We start from the raw sequence: 397 nt of genomic DNA, 5'->3' as shown, positions 1-397 counted from the left end.
AGTCAATCATTCCTTCTTGCATTGCCGTAAAGGAATACAGTAAAGTTGGCACCAGAGAAGTTAGACGACTTGGAACTGGTTTAGATGATTTAAATTTCTTCATCGGAGATGAAGCACTCGCTCTCGAGGGAAAAAATGACTTCTCAGTGCAGGTGCGTTTTCATGAGCGCTCGGAAGTTAACTGTCTATGAATGCATATCAACCTAGGGAACTCTCTTTGATTCGACTATAGGATCGATTTAAAGTATCGCGACAAATGTATTCCGTTAACCTCGAAAGAGAATGGTGCATCGCAGGGGGAATACTTCGGCGTTATTTCAGGCTACCAAAGTAGTTCTCTCGAGGCCAACAACGTCGCACTTATTAGTGCAGATTAGTTACATTATGATCCACGGTC

At 42.8% G+C, this 397-nt stretch carries 1 protein-coding gene; it reads left to right on the top strand.

Annotated elements, in window-relative coordinates:
• On the top strand, positions 1 to 191 hold a 191-nt coding region (locus DLK05_RS19250), incomplete at its 5' end, for a hypothetical protein (protein ID WP_209319973.1).
• Positions 192 to 397 lie beyond the last annotated feature (206 nt).

Origin of the sequence: Ancylomarina longa, from assembly GCF_003996985.1 — a bacterium.
In the GTDB taxonomy this organism is placed as follows: Bacteria; Bacteroidota; Bacteroidia; order Bacteroidales; family Marinifilaceae; genus Ancylomarina_A; species Ancylomarina_A longa.
The sequence above is the reverse complement of the archived record's forward strand: the minus strand, read 5'-3'. Positions and strand labels throughout refer to the sequence as shown.